This window comes from Thalassospira alkalitolerans (genome assembly GCF_002115745.1).
In the GTDB taxonomy this organism is placed as follows: domain Bacteria; phylum Pseudomonadota; class Alphaproteobacteria; order Rhodospirillales; family Thalassospiraceae; genus Thalassospira; species Thalassospira alkalitolerans.
Genome location: NZ_JFKB01000005.1, coordinates 162,067 through 188,030, shown reverse-complemented (window position 1 = coordinate 188,030; position 25,964 = coordinate 162,067). Strand labels below are relative to the sequence as shown.

23 protein-coding genes and 1 riboswitch are annotated in these 25,964 nt (G+C 52.7%); of the genes, 11 read left to right on the top strand and 12 right to left on the bottom strand.

The features are described 5' to 3' along the window. Positions 1 to 154: 154 nt before the first annotated feature. Both TALK_RS09095 and TALK_RS09090 read left to right on the top strand, forming a co-directional pair. Positions 155 to 2,554, top strand: a complete 2,400-nt coding sequence (locus tag TALK_RS09095) for a PEP/pyruvate-binding domain-containing protein (RefSeq protein WP_085618044.1) — start codon at positions 155 to 157, stop codon at positions 2,552 to 2,554. Between the two features lie 51 nt (positions 2,555 to 2,605). Further along, the gene (locus TALK_RS09090) at positions 2,606 to 3,787 is read left to right on the top strand and encodes an MFS transporter (protein ID WP_085618042.1); all 1,182 of its coding nucleotides are present in this window, start codon (positions 2,606 to 2,608) and stop codon (positions 3,785 to 3,787) included. 78 nt (positions 3,788 to 3,865) lie between these two features. Here the strand turns inward: TALK_RS09090 and TALK_RS09085 are convergent, their stop codons facing one another. Continuing rightward, the gene (locus TALK_RS09085; protein ID WP_085618280.1) at positions 3,866 to 5,023 is read right to left on the bottom strand and encodes a citrate synthase family protein; all 1,158 of its coding nucleotides are present in this window, start codon (positions 5,021 to 5,023) and stop codon (positions 3,866 to 3,868) included. A 94-nt stretch (positions 5,024 to 5,117) separates the two neighbouring features. On the opposite strand from TALK_RS09085, the gene TALK_RS09080 reads away from it, so the two are divergent. Next, positions 5,118 to 6,488, top strand: a complete 1,371-nt coding sequence (locus TALK_RS09080) for a CoA transferase (RefSeq protein ID WP_085618040.1) — start codon at positions 5,118 to 5,120, stop codon at positions 6,486 to 6,488. 51 nt (positions 6,489 to 6,539) lie between these two features. Here the strand turns inward: TALK_RS09080 and TALK_RS09075 are convergent, their stop codons facing one another. After that, positions 6,540 to 7,397, bottom strand: a complete 858-nt coding sequence (locus TALK_RS09075) for a LysR family transcriptional regulator (protein WP_169714987.1) — start codon at positions 7,395 to 7,397, stop codon at positions 6,540 to 6,542. A 98-nt stretch (positions 7,398 to 7,495) separates the two neighbouring features. Between TALK_RS09075 and TALK_RS09070 the strand changes: the two genes are divergently transcribed. Continuing rightward, positions 7,496 to 8,476: a quinone oxidoreductase family protein gene (locus TALK_RS09070; protein ID WP_085618036.1), complete on the top strand. Its 981-nt coding sequence runs from the start codon at positions 7,496 to 7,498 to the stop codon at positions 8,474 to 8,476. Between the two features lie 39 nt (positions 8,477 to 8,515). Here the strand turns inward: TALK_RS09070 and TALK_RS09065 are convergent, their stop codons facing one another. Then, complete coding sequence (locus tag TALK_RS09065; protein WP_085618034.1) at positions 8,516 to 9,598, bottom strand: alpha/beta hydrolase family protein; 1,083 nt, start codon at positions 9,596 to 9,598, stop codon at positions 8,516 to 8,518. Positions 9,599 to 9,756: 158 nt separating this feature from the next. Continuing rightward, a riboswitch (TPP riboswitch) is annotated at positions 9,757 to 9,868 on the top strand. Here TALK_RS09065 and TALK_RS09060 point away from each other — a divergent pair. The 4 genes from TALK_RS09060 to TALK_RS09045 all read left to right on the top strand — a co-directional run bounded on the left by TALK_RS09060 (position 9,859) and on the right by TALK_RS09045 (position 13,809). Further along, a complete protein-coding gene (locus tag TALK_RS09060; protein WP_085618032.1) occupies positions 9,859 to 10,683 on the top strand; it encodes an ABC transporter ATP-binding protein in 825 nt (274 codons plus the stop codon). It overlaps the preceding riboswitch by 10 nt. Further along, complete coding sequence (locus TALK_RS09055) at positions 10,680 to 11,510, top strand: ABC transporter permease (protein WP_139833771.1); 831 nt, start codon at positions 10,680 to 10,682, stop codon at positions 11,508 to 11,510. The genes TALK_RS09060 and TALK_RS09055 overlap by 4 nt, the downstream gene beginning before the upstream one ends. Positions 11,511 to 11,604: 94 nt before the next feature. Further along, the gene (locus tag TALK_RS09050; protein ID WP_085618029.1) at positions 11,605 to 12,570 is read left to right on the top strand and encodes an ABC transporter substrate-binding protein; all 966 of its coding nucleotides are present in this window, start codon (positions 11,605 to 11,607) and stop codon (positions 12,568 to 12,570) included. 195 nt (positions 12,571 to 12,765) lie between these two features. Continuing rightward, complete coding sequence (locus TALK_RS09045) at positions 12,766 to 13,809, top strand: MBL fold metallo-hydrolase (protein ID WP_085618277.1); 1,044 nt, start codon at positions 12,766 to 12,768, stop codon at positions 13,807 to 13,809. A 259-nt stretch (positions 13,810 to 14,068) separates the two neighbouring features. Here the strand turns inward: TALK_RS09045 and TALK_RS09040 are convergent, their stop codons facing one another. Continuing rightward, positions 14,069 to 15,382 (bottom strand): NAD(P)/FAD-dependent oxidoreductase, encoded by a 1,314-nt coding sequence (locus TALK_RS09040; protein ID WP_085618027.1) that lies wholly within the window; start codon positions 15,380 to 15,382, stop codon positions 14,069 to 14,071. Between the two features lie 102 nt (positions 15,383 to 15,484). Between TALK_RS09040 and TALK_RS09035 the strand changes: the two genes are divergently transcribed. Together TALK_RS09035 and TALK_RS09030 are read left to right on the top strand one after the other, a co-directional pair. After that, on the top strand, positions 15,485 to 16,642 hold the full coding sequence (locus TALK_RS09035) for a trans-sulfuration enzyme family protein (RefSeq protein ID WP_245829796.1): 1,158 nt from the start codon (positions 15,485 to 15,487) through the stop codon (positions 16,640 to 16,642). A gap of 48 nt (positions 16,643 to 16,690) precedes the next feature. Beyond that, positions 16,691 to 17,779 (top strand): ChaN family lipoprotein, encoded by a 1,089-nt coding sequence (locus TALK_RS09030; RefSeq protein WP_085618023.1) that lies wholly within the window; start codon positions 16,691 to 16,693, stop codon positions 17,777 to 17,779. On the opposite strand, the gene TALK_RS09025 is transcribed toward TALK_RS09030, so the two are convergent. From TALK_RS09025 to TALK_RS09005, 5 genes are all read right to left on the bottom strand, one after another. After that, a complete protein-coding gene (locus TALK_RS09025; RefSeq protein WP_085618021.1) occupies positions 17,780 to 18,322 on the bottom strand; it encodes a Panacea domain-containing protein in 543 nt (180 codons plus the stop codon). It lies immediately after the preceding gene. 134 nt (positions 18,323 to 18,456) lie between these two features. Beyond that, positions 18,457 to 18,909, bottom strand: a complete 453-nt coding sequence (locus TALK_RS09020) for a hypothetical protein (RefSeq protein WP_085618019.1) — start codon at positions 18,907 to 18,909, stop codon at positions 18,457 to 18,459. 125 nt (positions 18,910 to 19,034) lie between these two features. Next, the gene (locus TALK_RS09015) at positions 19,035 to 19,571 is read right to left on the bottom strand and encodes an adenine phosphoribosyltransferase (RefSeq protein ID WP_085618017.1); all 537 of its coding nucleotides are present in this window, start codon (positions 19,569 to 19,571) and stop codon (positions 19,035 to 19,037) included. Between the two features lie 132 nt (positions 19,572 to 19,703). Continuing rightward, positions 19,704 to 19,928 carry a hypothetical protein gene (locus TALK_RS09010; RefSeq protein WP_085618015.1) on the bottom strand — a complete coding sequence of 75 codons (225 nt, stop codon included), beginning with the start codon at positions 19,926 to 19,928 and terminating at the stop codon, positions 19,704 to 19,706. Between the two features lie 284 nt (positions 19,929 to 20,212). Next, on the bottom strand, positions 20,213 to 20,479 hold the full coding sequence (locus TALK_RS09005) for a hypothetical protein (RefSeq protein WP_085618013.1): 267 nt from the start codon (positions 20,477 to 20,479) through the stop codon (positions 20,213 to 20,215). A 271-nt stretch (positions 20,480 to 20,750) separates the two neighbouring features. Here TALK_RS09005 and TALK_RS09000 point away from each other — a divergent pair, with 271 nt between their 5' ends. Further along, on the top strand, positions 20,751 to 22,463 hold the full coding sequence (locus tag TALK_RS09000; protein WP_245829794.1) for a methyl-accepting chemotaxis protein: 1,713 nt from the start codon (positions 20,751 to 20,753) through the stop codon (positions 22,461 to 22,463). A 157-nt stretch (positions 22,464 to 22,620) separates the two neighbouring features. Here TALK_RS09000 and TALK_RS08995 read toward each other — a convergent pair whose 3' ends face one another. The 3 genes from TALK_RS08995 to TALK_RS08985 all read right to left on the bottom strand — a co-directional run bounded on the left by TALK_RS08995 (position 22,621) and on the right by TALK_RS08985 (position 25,827). Beyond that, entirely contained in the window at positions 22,621 to 23,442 is an 822-nt protein-coding gene (locus TALK_RS08995) for an MBL fold metallo-hydrolase (protein WP_085618011.1), read from the bottom strand. Positions 23,443 to 23,561: 119 nt separating this feature from the next. Beyond that, complete coding sequence (locus TALK_RS08990) at positions 23,562 to 24,308, bottom strand: SAM hydrolase/SAM-dependent halogenase family protein (protein ID WP_085618008.1); 747 nt, start codon at positions 24,306 to 24,308, stop codon at positions 23,562 to 23,564. A gap of 112 nt (positions 24,309 to 24,420) precedes the next feature. Further along, positions 24,421 to 25,827 carry a tetratricopeptide repeat protein gene (locus TALK_RS08985; protein WP_085618007.1) on the bottom strand — a complete coding sequence of 469 codons (1,407 nt, stop codon included), beginning with the start codon at positions 25,825 to 25,827 and terminating at the stop codon, positions 24,421 to 24,423. Positions 25,828 to 25,964: the final 137 nt, after the last annotated feature.

Genomic DNA, 25,964 nt, shown 5'->3' with positions numbered 1-25,964 from the left:
ATACCAAATTTTACGTAGAAAAACACATCCCACTAAAGTTTGTTAAGAATATATGACAATTTTGTTTCAATTTATTTGACGGAATTTTGGAAAGGGAATACGCAACCATTAGGTGAACAAGATAAATAAACACAACCTTTAAGGATCATTGCCGATGACCTCTATGCCCTCTCCAGAACGGCACGTTCCGATTAGTAAACGTGCTAGAATGCATATATCTAGTGAAAATCTGGTGATACAAGGGTCAAAAGCAGAGGTGCTCCAGCAGTTAAGGTCGGTCGCCACCACTTTTGAAGTACTACCGGTTTACAAACTTAAAGGGAACCGGTGGCAAGAAACGCCCCAAGATTGCATTGATGAAATTCTTGTCGATAAAAAATTAATACGTCCCTTAATTGTAAGATCAAGCTTTTCAAATGAAGATTCAGCTACTGAATCTCATGCCGGTGAATTTGAATCTGTTTTAAACGTAAGCACAGAGGAAGGATTGCGCACTGCTATCACTTCCGTTTTTGCCTCGTATTCATCTTCGATTGAACACGAGCACGTCCTGATTCAACCAATGGCAAAAGGGGTCGCTATTAGTGGCGTCCTCATGACAGCGGACCCCCATTCAGGAGCGCCTTACACTATCATCAATTTTGTTGAGGGAACTAACACTGAAGCGGTCACTTCTGGCCAGGGAGAAGTAAAGTCAGTTGTGTTTCTTAACGGCTGCGTATCCCTTTTACCGCTTGCACTCAAACCGTTACGCGATCCTATCGTCGAACTAACTGCTCTAATGGGGCACAGACCTATAGATGTCGAATTTGCAATAACCACCAGCGGCAAGGTTATTATCTTCCAATCGCGCCCAATCGTATTTGGCTCACTTACCTTTCAACTAAAGAATCATAACTTTGATGCAATCGTCGAAAATGCTCGGGAGCGATATAAGAATTTTGTAAAATACAACAACAGCAAATCTATTGATGGTTCGACGTTAGGAGTAATGCCAGATTGGAATCCTGCCGAATTGATCGGATCCAAACCTAGACCATTAGCTTACTCCCTCTATCGTTACTTAATTACCGACGGCCCTTGGGCAAAGGGACGAGCCCAACTCGGTTATCACGACATGAGGGACCATAGTCTCATGACTCTGATTGGCGGTGTGCCATTCATAAGTGTCGGAACAAGCTTCAACTCCTTCATCCCTAAGTCGGTATCTGCATCTGTTAGGAAAAAAATTGTCAACGACGCAAACGCAGCATTAAGAATCTCGCCTAGCCATCATGACAAAGTTGAATTCAAGATCATCCCGACAATTTACAAGCCAGAAATGCATCGCGGAGAATGGAGAGATCGGTTTCCCTCATTAACCGATGCAGAGTGGGAAAGTTACTTATCCTCTCTCTTGGACCTCACTAACAATATAGTAGACGAACATGGAAACTATTTTCGGCTAATGAAGAGAATAGAGTATGTAGAAGCCATATATGAAGAAAATATCGATTTATCTTCAGCAGAACTCATTGAAGTTAAAAGTATTCTTAATAAAGTCAGACAAGTAGCTACTCCGCTGTTTTCCGCAGCAGCACGCGCCGCCTTTGTAGCCACCGATATCCTAAAATCTCTTCAGGGCCTTGGATATATCTCTGCCGGATTAATTGAGGTTATCTCCAAATCGGCCAATGCCATTGGCGCTCAGATGGTTGACGACTATCGAGAACTGGATGCTTCCAAGTTTTTAGAAAAATACGGGCACATTCGCCCAGGAACATTTGATATTACCGCTCCCAGATATGATTCACCCGACGCCTCCTATTTTAGCGCCTTTGATTTCGATAAGAACCTAGATACAGATCCGAATAGAACTAATAATGATGAAGTCATGACGACAGAAAACATCAACAATATAAATAGTTTTTTTTCCGAAGTCGGTTACCAATTCAATTGGGAAAAGTTTCAGAGTTTTGCAGAAACATCCATCAATTATAGGGAAAAGATAAAATATCTCTACACAAAAAAAGTATCAGATGTTTTAGAAATTATTAAGAACATCGGAAGCCGATACGGTCATGATGTAGAGGTAATGTCTTTTATGACAATATCTGATATTGAGAATATGTTGGACTTGGGATTTGACCCACATCACCGCATAGCCGAAATATCTGTTTCAAACAAAATAATATGGCAAAAGAATCTTCCGGTCAGATTACCAGATTTATTGACTGATTTCGATGATGTCTATTGCTTCACTATAATGGATTCCATTCCGAATTACATAACAGGGAAAACTGTTGAAGCAAATGTTGCCGAAATAGGCGATGGGAATCTAGCAGGGAAGATTATTTTCATTGAAAGTGCCGACCCTGGATTTGACTGGATATTTACCCATCCAATTGCCGGTTTCATAACCAAATACGGCGGCGAAAATTCACATATGGCCATTAGGTCGCGTGAGTTTGGTGTTCCTGCTGTCATTGGAGCAGGCAACTACTTCGACAAATGGCGAAAAGCGCATCGATTGCGGGTTGAGTGCACAGCGAAACGTGTAGAAGTAATTTTATAAATCGGGGACAAAGAAGGCAGATAAAATTTCTACCTTCTTAGATTTAATACTATGAAATTTGAAAAATTTGGCTGGGCTTTTATATTTTTCCGTATCTGTAGAAATAGTTATTTCCATGTAGCTTTCAGCTTAATTTATTTTCAGAGTTTAGGTTTCACTCTGTCGCAATCACTGATGCTGGAAAGCTTCTACTATATCAGCAAAGCAATTTTCGAAGTTCCAGGAGGCATATTAGCGGATCAGTTTGGCCGAAAGAATGCATTAGTTGCCAGTGCCGTAATATCGGCTGTTAGTTATCTAGGTATCGGATTGTCATCGAGTTATCTTGTCTTGGCACTCTGTGAAATTGGCATCGGGATATCCATGTCATTTTCTTCTGGAACTGACTCCGCGTTGATATTTGACGAATACAAGGCTCAGGACAAGGTAGAAGAATATCAACGAGTGGAGTCAATCGGCTGGGGAATGAGAAACATATCCAGAGGAGTTGCATCTGCTTTTGGATCGATATTTGCAGCATGGTATTCTATGGCTGGAACTTTTATTCTTTCCTCTGTTGTAATAATTTTCTCCGCCCCAATAGCAGTGATTTACCTTAAGGAAATCAACAGACAACGCTCAAGTATATCACAAATATTTTACTCCATTATCTACTTGATAAAAAACAATCAAACTTACCGGCATTTTATTATTCAGTTTAGCCTGATCACGATGGGAGTAAAAGTTGGATTCTGGGCTTTTCAACCTTTCGCAACGGAACACGGCATTCCACTATCATGGGTGGGGGGATGCTTCACACTAATTCTGTTAGTATCTCTCATTGCATCCTTTTTTACAGAAAAAATTACGAATATTGCAGGTTATATTAATACACAGGTGGCACTAGGAGTATCTTGCTTCTTCTTTATGGGAATTTCTTTTTATTTTTCCGGTGTGGCAGGTATACTTATCATGGCGATAGGGTTCTTATTGCATGCCATTTTGCAAGGAATATCAGACCCTATCATGAGGATTAAGGTAAACAAATGCGCCGATTCAAGAAGTCGCGCAACGGCCATGTCTGTGACGTCAATGTTTGGTGATATTTCATTTGCCATTTTCGCACCAATATTCGGATATTTGGTTGAAAATTACGGCGGAGACATAGCAAGTTATATTGTTTCATTAATAGTAATGCTATCTTTATTACCATATTTATTTTTACAAAATGTAGATGTCGCTAGTACAGATTGATAAGCACATCGACTACCACACAGGATCGCCAGAAGATATTTCGCCCCGATATAGAGGCTATTTTCAATCAAGTTACAGTTACTCCGCCGCCCGTGGCCGAATGATCTTGCCGCTTTGGCGCTGTTCAAACAAATGCGCGATCCAGCCCGCCATCCGGCCAACCGCAAAAATGCCAAGCCCGGCCCCTTTGGGTAAATCAAGTTCGCGTTCCAGCAACGCCAGCCCGAAATCAAGGCTGGGATATTGCCCGGTTTCATCCGTCACACGCGCCGCAATCCGCGCCCAGAACGCATCGCCGACCTGACCACAGGATTGCATGATGGCGCGTGTGCGCGGATCCCCATCGGGATAAAGCGGATGACCAAAGCCGGGCGGCACGTTGTTCCCCACCGGATCAAAAGCCGGATCAATTTTGCCCTTTGCCACCTGATCCATCCATTTGCGGCATCGCGGGGTTAATCCGCCGTGCCGCGTGCCCGATAATGTCGCCAATCCCGCCAGCAACGATGCAGGTAAACTCGCCCCCGCCGATGCCGCCACCCGCACCGCATAGGCCGACGCATTCAGTTCATGATCAGCACATAAAACCAAGGCCCGGCGCAACAGTTCCGGCGCATCCGACCGGCTTTTCGCCCCCCAGGCCCGCGCCAATATCACATGGATCGGGCTTTCACCGTCATCGCCAATACCCGCCGCCGCCAAGGCCGCCAACCGCATCAATTTTGCCGCCATCGGGCGACCATCTCTGGCCGTTGGGCCTGTTACCTGCCCGGCCATCATCGCGATCACCCGGTCAAACGGCGTCGCATGATCGGCCGGGGCAAAATCCGGGGCGCCACACCGATCGGCATCAATCCGCAATCCGGCCAGATGGCGCGCAACGTCTTCCAATGTCATGGTATCGGAAAGCACCACCGCGTCTTTGCCGCGATAATAAAACTGACCATCGGCAATACGGGTGATTTTTGACACCAGAATGGGTTCGCCCCAATCAATCGTCGATGCCGCCACCGATTGCCGCGACCGGCCGCGTTTTTTACCCGCAAGGATTTTGCGCATGTCGCGCCTGTCATACAGGCTTTTGCGGCCATCGCCGGGATGGGCAATGGCGCGCACGATCCCGCGACTGACATAGGCATAAAGCGTCGCCCGCGAAATGCCGGTTGCCGCACAAACATCCTGTGCCGAAAGCGTAAAAAACGCAGTCTCGTTAAGGGGCGCATCATTATTTTTCATATTGATTATCTTGATCAAGATTGACGATTTGTCCAGCCCCGGATGATGCTTGCCCATCCCCTGCCCGCTTTGGGTTTGAAAAAGGAGCCGCATCATGACCAACCCGTTCATCGCCCCGATTGCCACCGCCCTTGATCATTCTGGCGGCATCGCGCCCCCGCCCGCGATCACAATCACCGGCACCGATGCCCTGCCATCGTTTTTTGCCGTGACCGATCTTGCCACCGCATCAATTGGCATGGCCGCTGCCATGATTGCGCGCTATCGCGGGCTTGAAACCGATGATCTTGCCCCGGTCACAATTGATCAACGTTTGGCCTCGAAATGGTTTGATATGACAATCCGCCCCGATGGCTGGGAATTGCCCGGATTATGGGATGCCATTGCCGGCGACTATCAAACCAATGATGGCTGGATACGCCTTCACACCAATGCCGCCCATCACCGCGCCGCCGCCCTTTCGGTTCTGGGCGATCATGCTGATCGTCAAAGCCTTGCCCCGGTTGTGGCACGATGGAATGCCGATGATCTTGAAGCCGCCGTGATTGCGGCGGGTGGCTGTGCCGCCACAATGCGCAGCCTTGAAAACTGGCAATCCCACCCACAGGGCAAGGCCGTTGCGAATGAGCCGTTGATTGATTGGCATCACCATGGCCCTGTCACCGCAACTGACCGGATTATTCAACCCGACCGCCCCTTGGCCGGTATTCGCGTTCTGGACTTGACGCGGGTTTTGTCAGGCCCGGTCGCCGGGCGATTTCTGGCGGCCTATGGTGCGGATGTTCTGCGCCTTGATCCGCCGGGATGGGACGAAGGTGCGGTTATCCCCGAAGTCACCCTTGGCAAACGCTGTGCCGGGCTTGACCTTACACAGGCATCTGATCGCCACCGGTTCGAAGAATTACTTGCCGGGGCAGACATCATCTTGCACGGCTATCGCCCCGATGCCCTGCCCCATCTGGGATATGATGCCGGGCAACGCCGCCACATCAACCCGGCCCTGATTGATATTACCCTTTGCGCCTATGGCTGGACCGGCCCATGGGCGACACGGCGCGGCTTTGACAGTCTGGTACAAATGAGTTGCGGCATCGCCGATTTCGGCATGAAAAACGCTGGTGCATCAAAACCCGTTCCACTGCCGGTACAGGCGCTTGATCACGCCACCGGCTATCTGATGGCGGCAAGTGCGGTAAAGGCGCTTTTAATCCGCCAGCAATCGGGCATTGTCCGTTCCGCCCGTCATTCACTGGCCCGCACCGCCCATCTTCTGTGCGACACGGCACAAAAAACCCGCAACCACATCATGCCCCCGGAAACGCCGGGTGATATCGACCCAAGGGTCGAGGTTACAAACTGGGGTGCTGCACGCCGCATCCGCTTTCCGGCTGTCATCGACGGTGTTCCCGCATGCTGGAACCATCCGGCAGGACGGCTTCGATCCAGCCCGGCGATGTGGTGGTAGGTGGTAGGCGATATGTACTCGGCGATATGTACTAGGCGATATATCGATTGCTCAGACCGCGTGGCGTTTCAGCACGGCAACGGTCTTGATCAGGAAATCCATCACGGTTCGGATGCGCGGTGCATGACGCAGATCATCATGCACCAGCATCCAGACCTCGCGCGGCGGGAAAACCTCGTCGGGATGAAGGCGCGCCAGTCTTGGATCGGCATCCCCGACAAAGCGCGGCAAAATCGCAACCCCCAGCCCCGACCCCGCCGCCGTGGCCTGTATGCTGGTATCATTGGTGCGCAGCACGACCTTGCGCCCGTCCAACCGCTCCTCGATCCAGCGATATTGCGGAATATTGGCCGTCGTTTCATCCCAACTGATAAAGTCCCAGACGTGCTCGGGCTTGTCATAGCCCGGCGCGCTGTAAAAACCGAACGGCATATCGGCCAGTTTGCGCACTGTGACCGCCGATTTTTGCGGGCGCGACAGGCGCAACGCAATATCGGCCTGCCGCCGGTTCAGGTCTGTTGACCGGGTTTCGCCCTGCAAGACAAGATCGATATCAGGATGCTGTTGCCGCAATTCCCGGACTTTTGGCCCGATGATCTGACTGGCCAGGGCGGGGGGTGCGCTCACACATACAGTTCCCGAAACATGATCGGCGGATCCCGCCGCAACACGTTCAACCGCCTGCATCGCCAAAACGGCCAGCCGCCCCTGTTCGGCAACCAATTTGCCATCAACCGTCAGCGTCACCGATTTCGGCAAACGATCAATCAACCGGACCCCGAATGTGGTTTCAAGCGCAGTGACCCGACGCGCAACCGTGCTGTGATCCACATCCAGTTCCCGTGCCGCCGCCGAAAAACTGCCTGTATCGGCCAGGGCCAGAAAGTATCGGTAGTCTTCCCAGTTCATTTGCGCATTTTTCCCCATCGACTATGCGAATATAGGGAATTTTCCCCAAGCAAAACAACAGATATTCCTGATTTTACATCAAATATCAGGAGTCGTTTATGACCAGAATCATCGAACTTAGCCAAATCGGCGGCCCGGAATGCCTTCAGGAACGCGTGATCAATTTACCCGCACCCGCCGCGGGTGAAGTCCGGATTGACCAAAGCCGGATCGGGGTCAATTTTGTCGATATCTATCATCGCACCGGTCTGTATCCATTACCAAAAATGCCCGGAATCATTGGGGTTGAAGCCGTCGGAACCGTTGCGGAAACAGGCCCGGACGTAACCGGATTTGCCATCGGCGACAAGGTTGCCTATGCCGGTTTTCCGGCCGGAAGCTATGTTTCAGGACGCAATATTTCGGCACGCCAATTGATCAAACTCCCCGATGATCTCCCCCCCAATCAGATCGCCGGTTCCTTCTTGCGCGGCATGACCACCTATTTTTTATTGGAACAAATTGGCCGCGTCACACCCGGCCAAACCGTTCTGATCCATGCCGCCGCAGGCGGTCTGGGCCAAATATTAGTCCGCTGGGCCAAGCACTTGGGGGCGACAACCATCGGAACAATCGGCTCGCCCGACAAGGCACAGGCCGCAAGATTGCAGGGGCTTGATCACGCGATCCTGTATCGCGAACAGGATTTTGAAACCGCCGTCATGGACCTGACATCCGGACGGGGTGTTGATTACGCGATTGACGGGATCGGCGGTGATAATCTGACCAAATCCCTGCGCACAACCAAACCGTTCGGGATTACCGCAACAATCGGTCAGATTGCCGGTGACATACCGCCGCTTGACCTGCGACATCTGACCAACCGGTTTCTTGCCCGGCCCAGTATCCTTGCCTATGTCACCGATACAGAAAACTATCACCGGGCCGCACACGCCTGGTTCGACATTTTACGCCTATATGATTTTCCGGCCGCGACCGAATATCCCCTTTCCAAGGCCACACGCGCCCATGCCGACCTTGAAGCAGGCCGAACAAGCGGTGCGATTGCGCTGCTAACGCAAGACAGCACATCCAAGTAATTAATTGCGGCCCTGCACAGGTCCACAGGCACCGACAAATCAATTGGTTGGTGCAAACCCATGCTGCAGGGCCGCCGTAATGCGCGCGGCAAGATCGGCGTGAATATCAACACGGTTAACATCGCCCCCATCCATGCAAATCGCACCGTCATCACCATCTTCACGCAGGATCATGACGGCCTTTGGCGTACAGGTCGCAAAGGCGCTAAACCGGCTGGCGGCATCGATGGTTTGATAACGGGCATCGGGAATAATCTGCGCCAATGCAGATGCATCAAGCCCCGGATGAATATCGCCCGGCTTGCCCAGATTGATAACGCTGATGGGAAGAATGATCGCACCAAGGGTTTGACGATCAAAACTGGTCGTCAGTTCCGGATCAACGGCAATCACCGTGGCAAGATCAATATTATGATGATCTTGCGCGGTAGCAGCGGCATCAACCTTGTGCAGATCAATGCCATTCTTGCCAAACCAGCCGCAATCAATCCCGGTGCCGCCGGTATCACAAGACGCAGCAAAGGCATTCGGGTCAAGCCGCGCACCGGCCAGCATCAAGGCAGATGTGCCGCCCAACTGGAACCCTAGAAATCCTATTCGGTCCGAATCGATATGATCATTAAACCGCGCATCACCTTTGACCGAGACAAGGGTCGCAACATAATCCTGCGGCCGCAACCAGATTTCGGCAACGGCATCACCGGCACGATCCGGCGCAATTTTTGGCGGACGCACAACAATTGCAACATAACCGGCCATGGCAAGATCATGCGCGATCCAGTCGCTGAGATGCGGGGCCGAACGCATACCGCCATGGGCAATAAGAACAGCGGGGAACTTACCATTGGCAAAACCGGCATCGGGTATGGCGGAAACACCATCAAAAACCGCATTGCCACCGATCATGGTTGTCGCCCCGGCCTTATCCGCCGGGTACCAGATTGATACCGCCACCGGATCGGACCGCATTGCGTTATTCGTCATGATCGTTTGAACACCAACCGATCCCGACGGTTCCGGCTGTTTCAGCGATGCCGCCGCCTGCGCCAAACCGGAAAACCCGGCAAACGCCACAACACAGCACGACAGAATTGCACCGATCATCCGGTTTAAAAAACGCATCTGGGCTCCAATCTTGGTGGCAGCATGAAACAACAATGCTCAACCTAACAGCGCAGAGAAAGCCCGACGAACCTATTTTGGTTTCATCATGATGAAATATCATCCCCCCGACCTTTAATCTGAAACCTTGACGTCCTGTCTTGATCTGCGCATAGTCCCGTCATCTCCAGGGGGGCCGATCGTAAGTCGGCTGAGAGGTTCGGTGTTGCCGAACGACCCTTTGAACCTGAACCGGTTAACACCGGCGTAGGAAGGATCGAATGCACACGATAGAACCAGCGCCCCTTTCGGCCCAATCCCCGCATAAACCCGTTCTTACCGGGGTTCAAACGCGGTTTGATATTCATCTGCATGACGGACGTGTGGCCTTTAACGGCGACGATATTTTTCACGATCTTGATCTGACCTTGCCGGCCAACAGTTTCACCTGTTTGCTGGGCCCATCGGGTGTCGGCAAAAGCACGCTGTTGCGATACCTCGCCGGATTGGTTGATGGCGATGCCAATGGTGACATCACTTGTTCGGATGCAAAACCGCTTTCCGGGCGCGTGGCCTATATGGCGCAACAGGATTTGTTGCTGCCTTGGCGAACCGTCCGCCAGAATGTGCTTCTGGGGGCGGTTTTGCGCAATCAACGCCCCGACCTTGATCGTGCCGATGCCTTGATCGGCGATGTCGGATTATCAGACGCCGCCCATCTGCGCCCGGCCGAGCTTTCCGGCGGGATGAAACAGCGTGCCGCCCTTGCCAGGACCCTGATGGAAGATCGCCCGGTTGTCCTGATGGATGAACCGTTTTCCGCCCTTGATCCGCTTAACCGTATGCGGTTGCAAGATTTGGCCGCACGGGTCTTGCGTGGCAAGACGGTGCTGCTGGTAACCCATGATCCACTCGAAGCGCTTCGGATTGGCGACCGGGTGCATGTGCTGCGCGGCGCACCGGCAACATTGGCCGATGCCATTATCCCCGATGGCAAAATCCCGCGTGATGTTACCGATCCCGATATTTTGCGCCATCAGGCCGAATTGCTGCGCCAACTGGGCGCAACACCGGCGGAACTGAACCGGGCGGAGGGCGCGTTATGACAAACTCAACGCCCCCCTCTAAATCCACCACAACACCCAAGCGCATCCCCCTGACCGAACGCCGCCTTCTGAAACTCGCACGGCCCTTGATCATCATCGCCGCCCTGATCGCGACATGGCAAATCATCGTCACCATCACCGGCGCACCGAAATATATGCTGCCGGCCCCTTATGAAGTTTGGGTCACATTGATTGCGCGTCATGACGTGCTGCTTGATCACGCAAAATATACCATCGCCGAAACCGTGATTGGTCTGTTTGCCGGGGCGACACTTGGGGCGCTCGCCGCCTTGCCGATGGCATTGTTTTCACCGATCCGCTTCTGGTTGATGCCGATCCTTTTGGTATCGCAAGCCATCCCGTTTTTTGCCCTCGCCCCGCTGCTGGTGTTATGGCTGGGCTTTGGTCTGGCATCCAAGATTGCGATGGCGGCCCTGATCATTTTCTTTCCGGTGACGGTGGCGTTTTTTGACGGGTTATCGCGCACAGAACCTGGCTGGCTCGATCTGGCGCGCACCATGGGTGCCAGCCGCTGGCGGCTGTTAACTCATGTGCGGTTACCCGCCGCATTGCCTGCCTTTGCATCGGGTTTTCGGGTTGCCACCGCCGTTGCCCCGATTGGCGCAATCATCGGCGAATGGGTCGGTTCCAGTCACGGGCTTGGCTATTTGATGCTGCATGCCAATGCCCGGGTTCAGATTGATATGGTTTTTGCCTGCCTTCTGATCCTGTGTGCGTTTTCGATCACACAATACTTCCTTGTTGACCGGGTCCTGCGCGCGGCCCTGCCATGGCAAGCCGATAGCCTGCGCCGCCCTGGACAATAACAGCCAAACAATTGAAATAATTGTGGAAAACCGCAACCTGAAACAAACATCATATCATATGATTAAGTTGATTTTCGAAGGAGGAAGACCCCCGATGTCACGCCTGAAATCCATGATCGCCGCGGCAACCATTGGCACCATTGCCTTGGGAACAGGAATGGGCATATCCAGCCCGGCCTTTGCCGCAGATAAACTGACCATCCTGCTTGATTGGTTCGTCAATCCCGATCACGCGCCGCTGATCGTTGCCAAGGAAAAGGGTTTCTTTGCCAAACACGACCTTGATGTTGATCTGATCGAACCGGCCGATCCATCCGCCCCGCCGCGCCTTGTTGCCGCCGGTCAGGGCGATGTTGCGGTGAATTATCAGCCACAGCTTCATGTTCAGGCCGCAGCGGGCCTGCCACTGACGCGGATTGGCACATTGGTCGCGACCCCGCTTAACAGCCTGATCGTCCTGAAAGATGGCCCGATCAAGGAAATCGCCGACCTTAAGGGCAAGAAAATCGGCTATTCGCTTGCGGGCTTCGAAGATGCACTTTTGGACACCATGCTGGGCAATCACGGGGTGTCGATTGATGATGTTGAACTGGTGAATGTGAACTTCTCGTTGTCGCCGTCGCTTTATTCCGGTCAGGTCGATGCCATTATCGGCGGATATCGTAATTTCGAACTGAACCAGATGGAAATCGAAGGCAAACCGGGCAAGGCATTTTATGTCGAGGAAGAAGGTGTTCCGCCCTATGACGAGCTGATCCTGACCATCCGCAATGATGCGGTCAATGACCCGCGCATGGCGCGCATGATGGATGCGCTGGAAGAAGCGGTTCAGTATCTGGTCAACCATCCCGATGATAGCTGGAACGCCTTTATCGCGGCCTATCCCAACCTTGATGATGAGCTGAACAAAAAGGCCTGGGCCGATACCTTGCCGCGCTTTGCCTTGCGTCCGGCGGCGGTCGATAAAAAACGCTATGCCCGTTTTGCCGATTACCTGAAAGAACAGGGCATCATCGAAACCACCCCGCCACTTGATAGTTATGTCGCTGTGATCGAGTAAGATTTCCGAACCTTACCAAACCGTCGCATTTGGGGCCTGCACACTTTCCCGGTGGAAGCAGCCCCAACCAAAAGGCCGGCCCTGCAAACAGGACTGGCCTTTTGCGTTGGCACATCACCACTTGCACAAAACCGGTTACGCGACACATTCATAAGATTGCAAACAACAAACGGCCGATCAGGGGATATGACCAGCGTGACCGATACCAAACGCCCATCACACCACACCGATACCGGGTTTGAAAATCGCCATCCCCTGCCCGAAGGCAAGAAATCATTCTTTACCTTTTTCAAACGCCGGTTCTTTGGCGAGGAAGACTGGCCCAAGGCCAAACATCAGCATGGTAAAACCCCGCATGAAGCCCCCGATTTAGCAGCGATCCACAATCCCGACCCGACACAGTTGCAGGTCACATGGATCGGCCATGCCACGGTTCTGGTGCAATATAGCGGGCTTAATATCCTGACCGATCCGGTATTTGCCAAACGCGCATCGCCGTTCCGCTATGTCGGGCCAAAGCGATACAGCCAGCCGGGATTGCGCATTGATCAACTGCCCAAGCTTGATCTGGTGTTGTTATCGCACAATCATTACGACCATTTCGATCTGGCATCCCTGCGCAAGATCGGCAATGCCCCGCGCTATATCTTGCCGCTTAAGAACGGGGCGCTTTTGCAAAAGGCCGGGATTGCGCCCAAGAATTATGACGAAATGGATTGGGACCAAAGCCTGTCGCATGGCGATGTCACCATCACCCATGTACCGTCCAACCATTGGTCAAGCCGCACCACCAAAGACCGCAAGGAAATGCTGTGGGGGGGCTATATCCTTGAATTCGCCGATGGCTATAAATTCTATTTTGTTGGTGATACCGGCTGGAACGAACGGCTTTTCACCGAAATGGGCGCGCAATATGGCCCGTTTGATTTTGGCCTGATCCCGATTGGCGCGTATGAGCCGCGCGACTTTATGCGCAATGCCCACACCAACCCCGAAGAAGCCGTTCAAATCATGCAAGTCATGGGCGTCAAACAGGCACTTGCGATCCATTGGGGAACATTCGTTCTGACATCGGAACCGGTTGATGAACCACCTGTGCGTCTGGCATCGGCCTGCGACGCCGCCGCCATTGCCAAGGGTGATTTCATCGCACCGCCCATCGGGGCCACCCGGTTTTTTGCCGGAAAAACCAAAACCGCGCGCATGGCAGACACCGCAAGCCCGACCGCCGCGCAATAACCCGCCGCATATATAAAGAAGGCTGGCAACGTGCAGTTGTTGCCAGCCTTCCAAAGCCGAAGCCATCAGACGTTCTTTGGGAGAACCCGTCGAACAGCTTCGGCCTTTCTTTTTGCCACAAAGGCCATTAGCACAGCACTTAAATGCTACGTTATAACATAACATTTAATGCCATGACAAATTTGATGCGTCAAGACCGTTTTCAAACGATCCTGACGCCGATGTATTCACCGATACATTTTATAATGGAAACGAAAGGCTAAACCCGCGTGCGCGGCCTGCGCACCGATCCGTCTTCAAACCGGGCCAATTCCATCCCGGCAAGGGTGATAGATGGCTGTCCGGTTGTGATCCAGTCGGCCAAGACCTTGCCGACCACCGGCCCCATGGCAAAACCGTGACCGGAAAAACCGGTAGCAACGAAGAAATGTTTGGGATTGTCGAACTGATCAATCACCGGCACCGCATCCGGGGTGACATCAATGTCCCCGGCCCAGCTATCGACGATATCGACCTTGGCAATCTGCGGGAACACTTTTTGCAGGTTGGCCATCGCGTTTTTCACCCGCACGTCATAGGGCTGCGCCTGGTTTTCGCGGCGGCCAATCATGGGTTGACGGGATGCTTCTGATCCCGGCATCCGATCGACCAGATCATCGATAAACCGCTTGTTTAGGTGAAACTTGAACGTCGCCCAGTTATCTTTAAGCCCCGGCATGAAATCCTTGGCAAATTTGAACCGGCCCAGTGTCAGATCAAGATCGGTCATGAATTCATCGGCAATATTCAATGATCCATCGGCGCGCTGGCGGAACGCCAATCCTTCGGCCAATGTGCCTGCCGCCGTGATCGGGGTAACCGGCGTTGTCCGAATGACCGTGCCACGCGTGGTTTGCTGTGGCAATCGGCGGCCAAATTTGGCAACGAATTTATGCGTCGCCGCCCCTGCGGCACAAATCACATATTTGCATTTGATTTCACCCCGTTCAGACACGACCGAACTGATCGCCCCACCCGATGTTTCAATGCCGATGGCACCGCATCCCTCGGCAATCACGGCCCCCAGTTCGCTTGCGCGTTTGGCAATCGCGGCGGCGGCCTTTTTCGGTTCGGCCTGCCCGTCAGACGGGGTGAAAATACCACCAACACCCGGTGCTGTGATGCCCGGTGCGACCTTGCCAACACCTTTGGGATCAAGAACCTGTGTTTCGATGCCAAATCCCTTGGCGTCTTCGATCCATTGTTCGTAATCGGCCATTTCCCCGTCGTCACGGGCGACGAAAAGAACCCCGCCCTGCCGCCATTCCAGATCGGCATTAAGTTCCTTTTCCAACCCTTGCCAAATCCGGTTGCATTCGATCATTAATGGCAATTCGACCGGATCGCGGCCTTGCTGGCGGACAAAGCCCCATGCGCGGCCCGACTGGTGCGATGCAATGGTGTCCTTTTCCAGCAACACGACCTTCATGCCCGACTTGGACAGGTAATAGGCACTGCTGGAACCATGAATGCCGCCGCCGATCACGACAACGTCGCATTCCTTGGGCAGTTCAATTTTGGGATAATTCGTCATGTGGGGCCCCTGAATTGATCGTTCTTTTGTTTTCGTTTTGGTATGTGGCGGGTTCCACGTTATGTTGCGCGGCAATAAATGACAACAAAATCAGGTGCCACCATGTCTGACGATAACAAGAAACAACACCCCGCGACGATCACCGCCCAGGCATTGGGCTGGGTCGAGGAAACCACCCGTTCGGTCACCCCGCCGATCTATCCCTCGACCACGTTCGAGCGCAAAACCGATCTTAGCTATCACGATGGCCGGTGCTATACCCGCACCGACAATCCGACGTATGATCAGGCCTGTGCGGTTCTGGATGCGCTGGAAGGCGGGGTTGAAACGCGCCTGTTCGCATCGGGTATGGCTGCCGCCGTTGCCGTATTGCATGCCCTGTCGCCCGGCGATCACGTGGTCGCGCCCAAGGTGATGTATTGGGCATTGCGCAGCTTTATGCTTGATAGCGGTGTGCGCGCCGGACTGACATTTGATTTTGTCGATAACGGCGACACGGATGAATGGGTAAAGCACATCAAACCGGGCACAACCAAACTTGTCTGGCTTGAAACCCCGGCCAATCCCGATTGGCAAATTACCGATATCGCTGCGGTCTGTGCTGCGGCCCACAAGGCCGGGGCAATTGTTGCCGTGGACAACACGGTCGCGACACCGCTTTTGACCCGCCCGATTGAAAAGGGTGCGGATATCGTCATGCATTCGGCAACCAAATACCTGAACGGTCACAGCGACGTTCTGGCCGGAACATTGACCACCGCAGATAAAGACAGTCAGTTTTGGCAGAATATCCGCAAACAGCATGCCGGTGGCGGTGGTGTTTTGGGCGTGTTCGAGGCATGGTTGCTTTTACGCGGCATGCGCACCCTTTCGGTTCGGGTTGAACGGGCCTGCACCAATGCCATGGCGATTGCACGTCATTTTGAAAATCACCCGGAAATCGAACAAGTCCAGTATCCCGGCCTTGAAAGCCATATTGGTCATGACATCGCCAAACGCCAGATGAATGGGGGGTTCGGTGGCATGTTATCAATCCGGGTCAAGGGCGGCGGCAAACGTGCGGTCGATTTCCATAATCAGTGCAAGCTGTTCAAGCGCGCGACGTCACTTGGCGGGGTTGAAAGCCTGATTGAACATCGTGCATCCGTCGAAGGCCCCACCAGCCCGGTTCCCGATGATCTTCTGCGTCTGTCGGTTGGGATCGAAAATGCAGATGATCTGATCAATGATCTTGAAACGGCCTTGGCGAACAGCAAATAAAAGCCGATTGTAAACCTGACTTCAAACGGACTGGAAACTCTACCCGTGATGAAAACAGCGTTTCGTGCCCGCACACGACACCGTTTCAAACAATCACTTCTGATCTGCCTTGCCGGTTTGGCACTGTCAGCGGTTTTTGCGTTTCCGGTCCGTTTTGCCCTGGCGCAAAGCAGTCCGACGATTAAATCATCCGATTTTCTGCATATGCCCGAAATCCCCGATGCCAATGCCCTGCCGCCTGCGCCGGGGTTGATCTTTGACATGACTGAAGAACGCTATGTCATGTTTGACGAAATGGTATCACAGATCGCAGGAACCAAATTTGTCCTGATCGGGGAAAAACACGATAACCCGATCCACCATCATCATCAGGCACAATTGGTCAATGCGCTAAGTGCACGTGACGGACTTGATCGGGCTGTGGTTTGGGAAATGTTCAATCGCGACCAACAGGGCGATCTGGATCAGGCATGGAACACCATGCCCCCCGAAGACCTTGGTGCGGCACTAAACTGGACCGAAAGTGGCTGGCCATCCTGGCATGATTACGCCCCGATTGCCGAGGCTGCAAAACACCATAAACTGGCAATGGTTGCAGGCAATCTGCCACAGAATATTTTGCGCCCGATGATCCGTGATGGCATTACGGCATTGCCCCCGGAACTGGCCAGATCCCTAAGCCTGCCGGACCTGCCCGATGACATTGCCCAGCGGTTCAATCACGAAATTGCGCAGGGACATTGCAATATGCTGCCCGATGCGCAATTGCCCGCCTTTGCCATGGTTCAATTTGCCCGCGATGCATCCCTGGCGCGCGCCATGATTGACAGCGCAAGCGCACACGGCCCCAATCCCGATGGGGCGTTTCTGATTGCCGGTGCCATGCATGTGCGTGACGATATCGCCGTACCGTATCATTTACGACGTTTTGCACCGGATCTAACGGATGACAATGTTGTCGTCATCATTTTGGTCGAAGCCGATGATCCGGGTGAAAATCCGGCAGGCGTTCGGGATTATGCCATGCGGATGGGATCGGAAAATGTTGCCGATTACCTTTGGTTTACCAACGATTTACCGCGTGATGACCCGTGCAAGGATTTAAAAATCGGCCCGGAAATCAAGAACGGCGAATAACTATTTGATGCGCCTAGGTAACCAATCAGTCGTCGCAACCGGTTTTCCCTTGTGCGAGCGCATAACGCGCGGGCGCACCACTTCCTTTGCTTCGGGGGTGGTGGCGGTTTTACGCACCGATGCATAGAAATCCACCATCACCTGAAACGGGATCAAGGTCCCCGGCCCTTCGCGATAAGCATCGACATAGGGGGGGTGATTGCGGACCGTGTCGCTTAGATGTTCGACCGAATGATGACCAAACTGGGACCAGATGCTTTCGATAAAATGCAGCGTTTTCGGGTCGGTCGGGCGCAAGCGCACCTCGGGGCGGCTTTCTTCCATCACCGCATAAACATTCGGTTCGATCGGGCCGATATCATCAGCAACAAACACCGCCGGCATCAACATACGGCCATGATAATTCGCCCCGTAATAGGCTTGTGCCAGATACAGCAAACGATGAAGTTTTTGCGGCTGCAGATATTCGTTGTCGTTTAACGCATGGTCAATCATGCGAAAAGCGGCTTCGAAAACGGAAAAAAGGACCGGCTTGTTCTGCATCTGGAAAATGCACCCGTAGAGCAAAAACACATGGCGAAGCCGCGATCATAAAGCTGAGCTGTCATGACAACAAGCATCACGGTCAGAACCGGTGCAGAATATTTTGAAGTTTGAATAAACGGCCCTATGAACCGTTAAACATAGGCGTCAACCCGCGTTCCGCGAACGCCCGCACCATGAACAACCGCATTGACCACCGCATAAAATGACGTGCCACTATTTGCGCCAAGGTCAAACGGGATTTCCGGATCAAGGAAACTGGCGAAATCCACATCGCTTTCCGATGAAATGGCACCTTCGCGGTCGCTGGCGCGGCGGGCTTGTGACAAACGGTTTTGTTCAGCGCGCTGGTTTTTTTGATCGCCGGGGTTGCCCTGTCCGGGGTGACGGTGCTGCCCTTCTTTGCCATCGATATAGGCATTGAACAAAATACCGTCATTGTCAGGGTCATAGGAATAATGCTGACTGGTCGCTTCGACCTGACTGCTGCGGTCAACCGTCGACACACCGCGCGCACCCGCAGCCATAAGTCTGCCGTGCTGGCTAACCTGACTGATAGATGGGCTATTGATGACGGGTGTGACCATTTTCCTTCCTCCGGGTTAAACCGGGATATGTTACAGCCTTATTCAACTGTAACATTATATCCCAATTGCGGCCCAAAAGAGACAAGAATCGTCATTTTTCCGGGTTTCAGGCCGGTTTTGACGGTTTAATCACCTTCAAACTCGACCAAATGAAACACATCCACACCCCGATCGCGGATTCTTTGTGCGCCGCCGATATCGGGAAGATCGATGATAAAGGCACAGCCAATTGTTTCACCACCGGCCTTTTCGATCAGATCAAGGGCCGCCAATGCGGTGCCGCCCGTGGCGATCAAATCATCCATGACCAAAACACGTTGGCCCGGCTTGATCGCATCAATATGCATTTCAATCACGTCCGAACCGTATTCCAGCTCGTATTCAACCTCGATGGTTTCGGCGGGCAATTTGCCGCGTTTGCGGATCGGAACAAAGCCAACACCAAGCGCCAACGCCACAGCCGGGCCAATGATAAACCCGCGGGCCTCGATCCCGGCGATCACATCAATGTTCTTATCCTGAAATTCCCCGGCAATGCTGTCGATGACCTCGCGCAGGCCTTCGGCATCGGCAAACAGCGTCGTGATATCGCGAAACATGATCCCTTTTTTCGGGTAATCGGGAATGGTGCGGATCAACGACTTGATCGACGTGTTCGTCATGCGGGAACTCCGGCCGGATGCGTTTCGGAAACGAAACTGGAAAAACAAAACCGCCACCTTTAACAACAGATGGCGGTTCAAAATCAAGCTTTCCGAAATAAGGGCAGAATATAACCGCCCCGTTACCGACGATCAGGCCGCATGCGCCGGGGTTCTGTACACCGCGACGTTGCGGGTCGCGGTTACAAAATCATTTGCCAGTTTCTTGCTGATTTCAGCACGTGTGCCACGTGGCATTCCAATACCGGCGGCCTGCCGGTTGCCCCATACCGCACGGTAAAGGCGATAGTCATGGTCATTGATCTGACCAAATACTTTTTCGACTTCCATCAAGGTCTGAACATAACTTTTGTTCATGTCAGCCATCCTGCTTGCTCGTGATGTTCCAAACGACAATTCCATTCGGAATGACAACCCCCGGTTTTTCCAGCGTGTCGTCAAGCAGCGATATAGTCCTGTTATCACCGCATCTCAACGGCAGGACGGTGACAAGATAGGGAAAATTTTGTGACAGCGCGCCTTAATCGAAGAATAGCGCGATAAAACAATCAGATATAAAATAGAACAAATCCGCCAAATAGCACCAAATCAGCCCGCCATCATATTTGATATATTGGCGGATACGCCCCTAGAGCCAGAACCTAGTGCAGTTTTTTCTGGGTGACGGCCTGTTTGGCATCTTCATCAAGTTGCTTTTGCAAGGCATCAGCATATTCACCGTAAATCCGGCCTTCAATCGACAGTTCAAGAAAGCGGATATAATCCTGCTGATTGTCGATTTTGGCGCGCGCTACGGGGATCACGTCGAACGGGCTTTCGGCATCAAGCTCGTATTTGCGGATCAGTTCCAGCATTTCGGCTGTGATCTGCTCAAGCTTTTTCTGCGCGTCGGTGAATGAAATGCTCATGCTTTTTTCCTGTCGGCGACCAGTGTATTGCCCGCTTATGCCCTGTCGCAATCGGCATGACAAGGTCGCTTGGCCCAAAGGATGCCCAGAAAAACCTATACCTGAATATAGGGACCTATCCGGATGAACCGACAATTTGAAACCCCGGCTTGAGACAAATCAATGCCCCGCCCGCCTCATACTCCGATGCTCTATATGGGACAGTTTAATAATACGGACCGCCTAGCGGTTTGTCATACGTGCATATGCATATGCTATTCGGGGATCAGAGATGAAGTTGTTATCTGCCTTCAATGCCATGGGCATTCGCAAACGTTTTATGTGGGCGTCGGCCTTTGGTGTCACGTCAACCGTGATCATCGCCCTTGCCATGATGATGTTCACCGAAGAAAAGGCAATGGACAACAAGCTGCATCAGCTTAGCCAGAACGAACTGACATCTTTACATGCTCTGATTGTCAATGTCATGGCTGCCCGCCCCGATGATGCCGACGATATCGGTATTGACGTTTTCAATAACTGGTTTGAAAGCCGCAATCTTGATTATCCCGGCGAACTTTGGTCGGCTTGGGGCCCCAAGACACTGGCCTATATGAAAGAATACGGCGACAAGGATTTGAAAACGCCACGCGACTCAATTGACCAGGAAGCAATTGATACCGGCGAAACCATTGGACGATACACCGATGAAGGCACCTATCGCCTGTCGATGCCTATCGTATTGGGTGTCACCAAGGGGGCTGATCGCGAGGTTTGTTTTAGTTGCCATGGCGCGATGGAAGCCGAAAAGGGCGACGTTATTGCCGTTCTGTCCTCCAGTCTTTCGGTTGCCCCAGAACAGGCCAAAACCAACCAGATTTTGATTGGTATCGTTATCGGTGGTATCGCCATCGCCCTGGCAACCATTGTCGGCATGCGTCTGTTACTGTCAAAAATTGTCACCGAACCGCTTAGCAAACTAAGTTCCGCCATGACCGAACTTGCCAATGGCAAAACCGATCTGATGATCCATGATCTGGATCGTCAGGACGAAATCGGTCACATGGCACAGTCAGTCGATGTCTTCCGGACCAATGCAATTGCCAAAAAGCGCATGGAAGCCGAACAGGAAACCGCATCGCGCAAACGCGAAGAACGCATGAACACCCTTGAAAAAAATATCGGCGGGTTCGAAGGTGTGATTGCCAAAATTGTCGGCGCTGTTTCCACATCGGCAGATCGGATGCAAAGTACCGCACGTGCCCTTGTCAGTGCCGCCGACCTTGCCAGCAAAAGCGCGACCACCGTTGCTGCCGCATCCGAACAGGCGACCGTCAATGTCCGCACTGTGGCCGATGCGGCCGATCATCTGTCACAGTCAATCACCCAAATCGGGGATCAGGCGCATCGTTCAACAGAAATCACCGCCGAAGCATCAACCGAGGCCGAAGTATCGAGTAAAACCGTCGCAGGCTTGTCCGAAGCTGCGGCCCGCATTGGTGAAATCGTCGAATTGATCAGTGACATTGCCGGTCAGACCAACCTTTTGGCCCTGAACGCTACGATCGAGGCCGCACGTGCCGGTGAGGCTGGCAAGGGATTTGCCGTTGTCGCCGCCGAGGTTAAAAACCTTGCCAACCAGACCGCGCGTGCAACCAGCGAAATCTCCGAACAGATTCAAGCAATTCAGGAAGAAACCGGCAAAACCGTGCAATCGATGAATGATATTTCAGATGTCATTTCGCGCATCACAAATATTACCAACACGATTTCCGACGCAGTCGGCGAACAGGCCGAAGCCACGGGTGAAATTGCCCGAAATGTCGAACAGGCTGCCATCGGAACACAGGAAGTCAGCAGCAATATTGAACGCGTCAGCGACACGGTCGCCGAAACCGATCAGGCCGCCCATCAGGTCCTGACCGTTGCCGAAGAACTTGGCCAGCTTTCAACCCAACTGCGCGGTGAAGTTGACCGTTTCCTGGTTAGCATCCGTTCCGCCTGATTTACGCAATGTCCCGTCATCAATACCCCCGCATCGTCATATGACGGTGCGGGGGTATTTTTTTTGGGGGGCTATTCGACCTTGCGGCACGCATCTGGACAAATGGATAAGGGCAGAGACAAGGAACGCCCCAATCGTCGCCCTATTGGACCTAAACCTAAACCGCCACGACCATTCCATCACGTGCGGCAAAAACATCGGACCACTGCGCACGGGCTTGTTGTTCGATTACGGTCATTGCCGTGTCGCTGTGATCAGGATCATGATGAAACAGCGCAAGACGTTTGACATTCGCAGCCCGGCAAAGACGAATGCCTTCTTGCCAGGTTGAATGCCCCCAGCCCACCTTGGCCGGGAATTCATCGTCGGTATAGGTGCTGTCGTAAATCACCAGATCTGCATCCCGGATAAATTCCAGCACCCCTTTGTCGGGGTGCCCCGGCACATGTTCGGTATCGGTGACATAACAAACCGATTTGCCGCCATGTTCCACCCGATAAGCAGTTGCCCCGCCGGGATGACGCAACGGTGCGGTTCGCACCAAAATGCCTGCGACCGGTTCCAAAACCGTTCCGACGGTAAAATCCTCGAAGGTCAATTTTGACTGCATCGCAGACAGCGGCACCGGGAATGTCGGGTCGGCCATTTGGGCGGAAAAAACACGTTCTACCCCGCCCTGTTTTGTCAAATGCCCGGCCAGCACACAAAACCGCGCCTGCGGGTTATAGGCTGGCACAAAAAACGGAAAGCCGTTGATATGATCCCAATGGGTGTGGGTCAGAAAAATGCAGGCCTTCGTCACCTTGCGATCAATCATATCCTTGCCAAGGTTGCGAATGCCGGTACCGGCATCAAAGATCAGGGTCTGATCGCCAATCCGCACTTCGACACAGCTGGTATTCCCGCCATAAACAACATGATCAGGCGACGGGCATGCGATACTTCCGCGCACTCCCCAGAACTTGACATCAATTGCCATGCATTCCCTTCCGTATTTTCCTGCGGCGGTACTCCGCCGGAAAATATTATTCGATCTGTTTGAAATATAACATTTATTTCAGGCGAAACAGGGGCTGGACCTGATTAATTATCCGGCCTCTATTTTTCTGGCCTGATAAAAACAGCGGTTCCAATTTCGGCACCGAAGGCCTGATCGGCACGTCCGCAATTTACGGCAATTTCGCAAAGTCCGATTGAATTGCGATAATGAAATCCTTGCCCCATTTCAACATCCGAAAATGTCCGTGCCGCAGGCAATGATTTTCCATTAACCAAAACAATCTGATTACGAGCCTGCCATCCCTTTGGGGCCCGTACCCCGCTCATCAAATTGCCATAAGTATCGACATAAATGATTTCGGCAAGATCATCCGGCCAGCTTTGTGGTGGAACATACCGATGATCGGCCTCTAGATCGCGCAGGGCGACGTCCTCGCCATTTGCAATCATGCAGGCGACAGGGGCAAAAATATCACGTCCATGGAAACTGGCCGATGTGTTTTCAGGCTGCCAGTCGATGACCTGAATGCGGCATGATCCTGCACGCCGGATCAGGATTTCAAACATCCCGTTATCCGGCCCGACATAAAACACGCCGTCACATTCAACAACGATACCGCGCCGCTGACTGCCAACACCGGGATCAACAACCCCCAAGACAACATCGCCGGGCTGAAATTCGCGCGACAGGGCCGCCAAAAGATAGGCCGATGCACGCGGATTGCGATCCGGGGCATCAACCATCAGATCGCAAACCATAACATCCGGCGACCGGCGCTGAACAACAGCTCGCATCGCCCCGCTATAAGGCCCGGTCACACCAAAATCGCTGAAAATCAGGATCATGTCAGCTTTCCGAATATTCAATCCCCCGCGGTATAAACACACAGGTCATACAACGAATTATTGATCACATCACAAATCGGGATAACGGCCAGATAAAGCCGCTATTTCACAGCTATTTCACATCGCAGAATTGACCGCTTCGTTTCAGTTCGGCACAAATCGATTTGGCTGAACTGTCGCTTAGCCCGGTGGCCATCAGACGATAATAGGTTCCCTTGCCGGGAATATCGGCACGTGTCACGCCATGCTGCAACGATGCCAGTTGACCAAACCGTTTGGTCAACACTTGCCAGCCTCGTTCTGCCTGTGCCTGATTCCGATAGGATGCCAGATGCGCGCTTTTCCCGCCAGATGATATCGCAGCAGAACCGGTTTCCGACGGTTTTCCCGCGTCCGCGCCCGACTGAACCGCACGGCTTTCACCGGTGGCGACCCGGCGAACAGGTTCCCCGGAATTAAGCGACATCACATTGGCCTGTGCCGGTTCGACAATTGCCGCTTCAATCGCATCACGTTCACGTTTGAATTCATCCGGCGTGATCAATTTCATCTGTGACAGGTCTTCGACACGCGCAATCTGACGTGCGGCATCCATCAATCCCTGTGGTGCGGGTGACGGTGTTGCACGCTGGCGCGGCTGTGCTGGCAAAAGAGCATCAAGAATCGCAGTCCGTTCGGCAACATGTTCCTGAACCGTGATCGCCCCGATCTGCAATGCGCGGTTAAGCTGGTTCAGGCGCTGTTCGATCTGTCGGCTGTCTGGTGGCGGGTTATCAAGAAATGCCGCCGGTGCCTGTTGGCTCATGGGCAACAACGCACCGATATTGGCCGAACGCCGCGCTGAATATTCTTCGGGCGTTACCAGTCCGGCTGCCTGTAAATCACGCAGGATAGAAAAACGTTTGGCAATTGCTTCGTCACCGGAACTTAGCGCGGCACCGGCGGGCAGGTCTGCACTGCGCATGCGAGGTTGTGATGCGGATGCCATCGGCGTTGCGGCTGGCTGTGCCATCGCACTTGGCATTGTATTACCAAGGCCTGAGGGTGCGGTTGCGATCTGGTCATTAATGCTCAGCGACCCGGGAAGACCGCGCTGCAACCGCATCAGGTTAAACTCGGCGGCATCGCGCAACGGGCGGGGTTGGGTTCCGTTTGCCGTTGTCATCAAAACCGTACCGGGCGGGTTCATTGCGACCAGCGTATCATAACCATCACGCGCCCGATCCGGACGGTTGGTATTTTGATACAAAACAGAACGCCACAAAAGCGCGTGACCATCCTGGGGATTTTTGCGCAAGGCCTCGTCAAACAGCTTTTCCGCCGAGGCATAATCCCCGGTGGCCAGTTGTTGCAGGCCATTGGCGGTATAATTTTCATCGGCAAACGATGTTGCCTCGTCCCAGAAATCCTGATCAAGCAGCGGCGCACAGCCAGACACCCATGAAACCATGCCGATAACGGCAAGGCCCCTGCCGCTAATTTTCAGCCAATTTCCGGTCCGCATTGCGGATACCTTCATGGTGCCAACCCCCTATTATTAAAAGACAATTCAGGGAGCACGATTAGCAGCCGCGCGTCAAGCTTCGGGCGCAAATATCATCGGGTTCCCTAATAGTTACCCAGTCTGCCCGATGGCTGCGAACAATTCGTTAAAAG